6 protein-coding genes are annotated in these 6,841 nt (G+C 69.0%); 2 read left to right on the top strand and 4 right to left on the bottom strand.

Going from position 1 to position 6,841, the window contains the following annotated elements; genetic code table 11:
• Positions 1 to 1,520: DNA topoisomerase IV subunit B (locus MFF42_RS23495; RefSeq protein ID WP_238258171.1), on the top strand; the 1,520-nt coding region annotated here is incomplete at its 5' end.
• A 6-nt stretch (positions 1,521 to 1,526) separates the two neighbouring features.
• Here MFF42_RS23495 and MFF42_RS23500 read toward each other — a convergent pair.
• From MFF42_RS23500 to MFF42_RS23515, 4 genes are all read right to left on the bottom strand, one after another.
• Positions 1,527 to 1,949, bottom strand: coding sequence for a HEPN domain-containing protein (locus tag MFF42_RS23500; protein ID WP_238258173.1), 423 nt, complete (start codon positions 1,947 to 1,949; stop codon positions 1,527 to 1,529).
• Positions 1,946 to 2,269 (bottom strand): nucleotidyltransferase domain-containing protein, encoded by a 324-nt coding sequence (locus MFF42_RS23505; RefSeq protein WP_238258175.1) that lies wholly within the window; start codon positions 2,267 to 2,269, stop codon positions 1,946 to 1,948. The genes MFF42_RS23500 and MFF42_RS23505 overlap by 4 nt, the downstream gene beginning before the upstream one ends.
• Before the next feature lie 124 nt (positions 2,270 to 2,393).
• The gene (locus MFF42_RS23510) at positions 2,394 to 4,070 is read right to left on the bottom strand and encodes a cyclic peptide export ABC transporter (protein WP_306423557.1); all 1,677 of its coding nucleotides are present in this window, start codon (positions 4,068 to 4,070) and stop codon (positions 2,394 to 2,396) included.
• A gap of 210 nt (positions 4,071 to 4,280) precedes the next feature.
• The gene (locus tag MFF42_RS23515) at positions 4,281 to 5,249 is read right to left on the bottom strand and encodes an SPFH domain-containing protein (protein ID WP_238258179.1); all 969 of its coding nucleotides are present in this window, start codon (positions 5,247 to 5,249) and stop codon (positions 4,281 to 4,283) included.
• A gap of 155 nt (positions 5,250 to 5,404) precedes the next feature.
• Between MFF42_RS23515 and MFF42_RS23520 the strand changes: the two genes are divergently transcribed.
• On the top strand, positions 5,405 to 6,841 hold a 1,437-nt coding region (locus tag MFF42_RS23520; protein ID WP_444980424.1), incomplete at its 3' end, for an LLM class flavin-dependent oxidoreductase.

Consider the following 6,841-nt stretch of genomic DNA (forward strand, 5'->3'; position numbering starts at 1 on the left):
ACCGTCTCGAGGCTTCCCTGCGCGTGGCCGCGGGAAGCCTCGAGACGGTCGGCCGGGTGCAGAACCGGCGCGGCACGCGGGTGCGCTTCCATCCCGATGCGCAGATCTTCGGCTCGCTCAAGTTCGATCCGCGCCGCCTGTTCAAGATGGCCCGCTCCAAGGCCTACCTGTTCGGCGGCGTCGAGATCCGCTGGCGCTGCGCCCCGGCCCTGCTCGAAGGGCTGGAGGACGTGCCGGCGGAGGCCGTGCACCGCTTCCCCGGCGGCCTCTCCGACTACCTCGCCCGCGACATCGAGGGGAAGGAGCTCGTCCTCGACTCCCTCTTCTCGGGCAAGGTGACGAAGCCCGGCTCGCACGGCTCGCTCGAATGGGCGGTGGCCTGGACGGTGACCGACGACGGCGTCTCGCATTCCTACTGCAACACGATCCCGACGCCGGAGGGCGGCACCCACGAATCCGGACTTCGCGTCGCCCTGCTCCGGGGCCTGCGCGAGCACGCCGAGCGCGTGAACCAAGCCAAGCGCATGAACGCGGTGACCACCGACGACGTGATGGCGACCTGCGCCTCCATGCTCTCGGTCTTCATCCGCGAGCCGGAATTCCAGGGCCAGACCAAGGACAAGCTCGCGACGGTGGAGGCATCCCGCATCGTCGAGACGGCGGTGCGCGACGCGTTCGACCACTGGCTCGCGGCCTCCCCCGCCCAGGCCAACAAGCTGCTCGACTGGGTGATCGACCGGGCGGAGGAGCGCCTGCGCCGCCGCCAGGAGAAGGAGGTCGCCCGCAAGTCCGCCACGCGCAAGCTGCGGCTCCCCGGCAAGCTCGCCGACTGCTCGGCCGCCGGCACGGCGGGCTCGGAGATCTTCATCGTCGAGGGCGACTCGGCCGGCGGCTCCGCCAAGCAGGCCCGCGACCGCGCCACCCAGGCGGTGCTCCCCTTGCGGGGAAAGATCCTGAACGTGGCCTCGGCCAGCCGCGACAAGCTCGGCGCCAACCAGCTCATCTCGGACCTGACCCTGGCGCTCGGCTGCGGCACCGGCGCCAATTTCCGCGAGGGGGATCTCCGCTACGACAAGGTCATCATCATGACCGACGCGGACGTGGACGGTGCACACATCGCCTCGCTGCTGATCACCTTCTTCTACCGGCAGATGCCGCGGCTGATCGACAAGGGCCATCTCTACCTCGCGATCCCGCCGCTCTACCGGATCAGCCAGGGCGCGAAGTCGGCCTATGCCCGCGACGACGCCGACAAGGAGCGGATCATCAAGACCGTGTTCAAGAACGGCAAGGTCGAGATCGGCCGCTTCAAGGGCCTCGGCGAGATGATGCCGGCGCAGCTGAAGGAGACGACGATGGACCCGCGCAAGCGCACGCTTCTGCGCGTCGCGGTCCTCGACGAGGCGCGGGAATCGACCGGCGACACGGTGGAACGCCTGATGGGCAACAAGCCCGAGGCGCGGTTCGCCTTCATCACCGAGCGGGCGGCGTTCGCGGATGGGTCGGAGCTGGATATCTGAGGCGTTTCAAGACTCGGAAACGGTTTGGTCCGAACCGCGATCGGGCGTTGTAATCAACGTTGTCACACGATCGAGGAAGCGCGTCGCTCCCTCGATCAGTGAAGACGCTTCGGCTTCGGTGACATCGGCCGCGCGGCCGATGCCGTAATCGCTCAATTCCTTGAACTTGTAGGCTCGTGCCAGGAACGTGAGCAGTTCCCGGTTTTCACCGGCGGAACCGGGAAGAACCTGCGCAAGGGCCGCGCGCAGGCCCGTATGGGTTTTGGCAATCCGGTCGGTTCGCGCGAGGAGGAGAGCCTCTGCCGCATGGAACGCGACGTAATAGGCGCTCCGGGCAGCGACTTTCGGCAACGGTATCGCCAAGATCTTTCGCGCGTCCGCCAGATCTTCTCTGGCCTTGTCGAGATAGGCTGCCACTTCCGGCGTCATAGCGAGACGCCGTCGCGCCGTACCTCACGCATCCATCCCGTCCGGTCGGTCAAGGCGTCCACCGGCATCGGCAAGGCATTCACGACCGCTCCGATCGCCGTGAGGAGATCGACCTCGATTTCCGCGAGAATTTGGGCTTCGCGATCGAAACTCTGCATGTCGTTCAGGAAGAGGCCGATGTCGTAGTCGGAATCCGCGCGCGCGTCCCCTCTCGCCCGGGAACCGAACAGCACGATACGCGCGATGCGGTCGCCGTAGGCATTCTCGACCGCGGTGCGGAAACGGATCAGGACGGGGTCGTCCATCGAACCGGCAGTCATCGCTCCCTCTCCGAGATCGACGGAGCCTAACATGGTGGATGGCTCGCTGCGACCTTGAAGGCTCGCTGCCCGCGAGCGTAAGCCTTCATCTTGCCTCACACCCGTCACCGGTCTCGCCGCCAAATCACACCGGTTCGGCCGCCACCCTCGCCTTCACGGTGATCGCCCCGATCCGCCCCTCGGCCAAGTGCAGCACCCGGTCGGCGGCGCCGAAGTAGCGGTCGTCGTGGCTGATGACGACGAGGGTCCGGCCGCCGCGGCGCAGCTCCGGCAGGAGTTCCTCGTAGAACCGCCGCCGGAAGGTCGGGTCCTGCTCCGCCGCCCACTCGTCGAGCACGAGGACCGGACGTCCTTCGAGGGCGGCCTGCACCAGGGCGAGGCGCTTGCGCTGGCCGGTCGAGAGATCGGTGGTGGAGAAGCGGCCCTCGCCGACATCGACCTTGTGGGCGAGATCGAGCTTTGTCAGCAGGGGCCGGGCGGCCTCCGGGCCGGCGCCCGCGGCAGGGATCAGCTCATCGAACAGATGGTAGTCGAAAAAGATCGCCGAGAAGTGCTGGCGGTACGCGTCGCGCGTCTGGGCCGTCACCGGCACGCCGTCGAGCAGGATCTCTCCCGCCTGCGGCGGATAGAGGCCGAGCAGCAGCTTGATCAGCGTCGTCTTGCCCGAGCCGTTCTCACCGACGATGAACAGGATCTCGCCGGCCCGGATCGTCAGGTCGATCGGACCGAGGAGGAAGGGCGCCTTGTCCTCCGCCGCCGGGAAGCCGTGGCTCACCCCGCGCAGGGCGATCTCGCGGATGACGCGGGCGGCCTGCGCCGGTGGGGCCGAGAGGAGGCCGGCTTCCGCCTCCGCGCCCTCTTCCGAGAACTCGGCGATGCGCCGGTAGGCCACCTGGGCCTGCCCGATCATCGGCACGAAGTGGATGAGCTGCGCGATTGGCGTCTGGATGTAGAGCAGCACGAGGACGAAGCCAGAGAGCTCGGCGCCGCTGATGCCGGCCAGGATCTTGTAGGCGATGAGGCCGGCGAACAGCAGGAAGTTGGTCGACTGGCTCAGCATCGACAGCGATTGCTGGATGACGGCGATCCGCGTCATCAGCTGGCGCCCCTGCTCGATGCAGGCCTGGAGCGCGACGTCGCGCAGGTGAAGCCGGCGTTCGCGGCCGATGCGCAGCTCCTTGGCGGCCTCGGTCAGGGTGAGATAGTGCTTCTGGGTCGCCTCGCGGTTTTTCCGGATCTCCTCGAAGTACCGGAGCATCCTGCGGCGCAGCGCGTTCGCGCCGAGGCTCTCGACGAGCAGGACGGTGGCCGTCACCGCCGAAAGGGCGGGCGACAGCATGATCATGTAGGCGCCGCAGCCGATGAGCGTCCCGCCCGCGACCACGACCGGCGAGAGGAACGCGATCGCCGTGAAGATGGTGTTCACGTCGCCCTGGAGGGAGGCGAGGAGCTTGTGCTTGCCGAGGCGCTCGATCCGCTCGATCGGCGCGGTCAGGATCTTATCGGTGAGGTCGCGGCTCAGCGCCGCCTGGATGCGCCCGCCCGCGTAGGCGTTGCCGAGGCTGGCGGCGAAGGTGCCGACGACGCTCAGGGCCGCGAACCCGGCAAAGGCCAGCAGCACGCCGTCGGCGAGGACGCCCTCGCCGTAGAAGGCCAGGTTGATCTTGGCCAGCGCCGCCGCGGTGGCGAGGCCGCCGGCCGAGCCGAGCGCCGTCGCGACGGCCACCAGCGGCCAGACCGGCCGCAGCAGCCGGATCGCGTCCTGCGCGAAATGACGAAGGATGACGCCGTCCTGCCCCATCTTGCCGATGTCTCCGAGCAAGGTCGCCGCTGGCTGCCGCGACCGGGGCACCTGCACTAACGACAGGTTTCGCGCAGGTGAAATGCCGATCCGGCGCACCACACCCCGCGCGCGGATGCGTTTTACAAAATTGCGCTTCGACGATAGTTGAACGGCCGGCGCGACACGCCGATTCGGTCCGCCCCCGGCGCCGGATCGATCGGCGACGAATTACGGCTTCGTCCCCACGCTCACCACCGGCGTCGCCTCCCGATCCCCCACGATCATGATGAGCATGTTCTGCGCCATGCTCGCGCGGCCCTGGTCGTCGAAGACGATGCCGGAATGGCCGTCCTCCGGCTGCTCCAGGCGGCGGATCGTGTCGCGCACGATCGCGACCGCCCCCTCCACGATCTGGCGGCGGGCCGCGATGATGGCGCCGGCCTGCTGGCGCTTCAGCATCGCGCCGGCGATCTCCGGCGCGTAGGCGAGATGGGTGATCCGCACATCCTCGACCACGACCCCGGCCACCGCGACGCGCTGGCCCAGCTCCGTGATCAGGTCGGCGTGGATGGCGTCGCGGTCGGCCCGCAGCGAGGCGACGCGGGTGGCCTTCTCCGCGAGCCGGCGCTTGGCGTCGCCCGCCTCGTCGCCGACATTCTCCGCCTCCTCGTGGTCGTAGGGCCGGGTCGAAGCGATGTTGCGCAGGGCCGCTTCCGCCTGGAGCGAGACGAATTCGTGGTAGCTGCCGACGTCGAAGGTGGCGCGCGCCGCGTCCTGGACCCGCCAGATCGCGGCCGCGGCGATGGTGATCGGATTGCCCATCAGGTCGTTGACCGTGATGATCTTGGTCTCCTGCGCTTCCGTGGCGAGCGAGATCCTGGCCACCGCGGTCAACGGGTTGCGCCACCAGAAGCCGTCGCGGGCGATGGTGCCGTGATAGCGCCCGAACAGGGTCAGCACCGCCGCCTGCCGGGGCTTGAGCGTGATGAGCCCGGCGAGCAGCACGATCCCGGCGACGAGGGCCACCGCCGAGACCAGGAGGAAGACCGGTCCGACGCTGCCGCGGCCGAGCACCAGCACGCCGCCGCCGAGGAAGGTCAGGGCCGCCAGGGCAAGGCAGGGAATCGCGAGGCCGAGCGCCAGCCAGCCGTTCAGGGCGCGATAGGGCACGTCCTGCGTCACGCTCGCTCCGGCCATGCCCGCTCCTCTCGCCGCTTCGGTCGGCCCGGACCTTAAGGATGAGGCGCGTGCAATCCTAGGGCGGCTCCGCCATCCTGCGGATCGGCGATGCCGGCATGTGCGAGCGCGCCCTATCGGCGGAAGCCGAGCTTCGAAGCGGCCGGAGGAGACCCGTGAGCGAACCCCGAAGACACCTCCATCTCGGCGCCTTCATGCGCCCCATCGGCATCCACACGGCGTGGTGGCGCTATCCCGGCGGCTTTCCGGACGCGAACTTCAACCTCGACCACCTCGTGCGCTTCGCCCGAACCCTGGAGGCGGCCAAGTTCGACGCCTTCTTCATGGCCGACCATTTGGCGGTGATGAACATGCCGATGGAGGCGCTGAAGCGCTCGGCCACCGTCACCTCGTTCGATCCGCTGACGCTGCTGCCGGCGCTGGCCATGGTGACGGAGCGGATCGGGCTGATCGCCACCGCCTCCACCACCTACAACGAGCCCTACCACGTCGCCCGCAAGTTCGCCTCGCTCGACCACATCTCGCGGGGCCGGGCCGGCTGGAACCTCGTCACCTCCGGCAATCCCGACGAGGCGCTGAACTTCGGCCGCGACGCGCATCTCGACCACGCCACCCGCTACGCCCGGGCCCGCGAGTTCTTCGAGGTCGTCACCGGCCTGTGGGATTCCTGGGCGGACGATGCGTTCCTGCGCGACGTCGAGCAGGGCCTCTTCTTCGATCCGGAGAAGCTCCACACCCTGAACCACCGGGGCGAATTCCTGAAGGTGAAGGGGCCGCTCAACGTCGCGCGCCCGATCCAGGGATGGCCGGTGATCGTGCAGGCCGGCGCCTCCGAGGCCGGGCGCCAGATCGCGGCGGAGACCGCCGAGATGGTGTTCGGTTCCGCCTCCTCGCTGGAGGCGGGCCAGAAGTTCTACGCCGACGTGAAGGGCCGGATGGCGGCGGCGGGCCGGCCCCGCGATGCCCTGAAGATCCTGCCCGGCGCCTTCGTCGTGGTCGGCGGTACCGAGGAGGAGGCCAGGGAGAAGAAGGCGCGGCTCGACGCGCTGGTGCCGGTCGAGAGCGGGCTCGCCAACCTTTCGGTCCGCCTCGGCACGGACGCCACCGGCTTCGACCTCGACGCGCCGCTCCCCGAGATCCCCGAGTCGAATGCGAGCAAGAGCGGGCAGGCGCAGATCGTGGATTATGCCCGCCGCACGGGGGCGACCGTGCGCGAGCTCGCCCGCCGCGTCGGCGGCTATGGCGGGCTCACCTTCGTCGGCACGCCGGAGCAGATCGCCGACCGGATGGCGGAATGGCTGGAAGGGGAGGCCTGCGACGGCTTCAACGTGATGTTCCCCTTCGTGCCGGAGGGGCTCGACGATGTCTGCGCCGGCGTGGTGCCGGAACTTCAGCGGCGCGGCCTGTTCCGCACGGAGTACGAGGGCACGACCTTGCGCGACCATCTCGGCCTCGCGCGGCCCGGCAACCGCTTCTTCAACACGCTGGGCAACCTGCTGGCCAACCCGCGGGCGGGGCTCGTCTTTCCGGATTTCGCGACCGGCGACCTGCTGCAAATGAGCGGGCGCACCGAAGTCGTGCTCGATCCGGCC

It is taken from the genome of Methylorubrum podarium (genome assembly GCF_022179745.1).
GTDB lineage: Bacteria > Pseudomonadota > Alphaproteobacteria > Rhizobiales > Beijerinckiaceae > Methylobacterium > Methylobacterium podarium.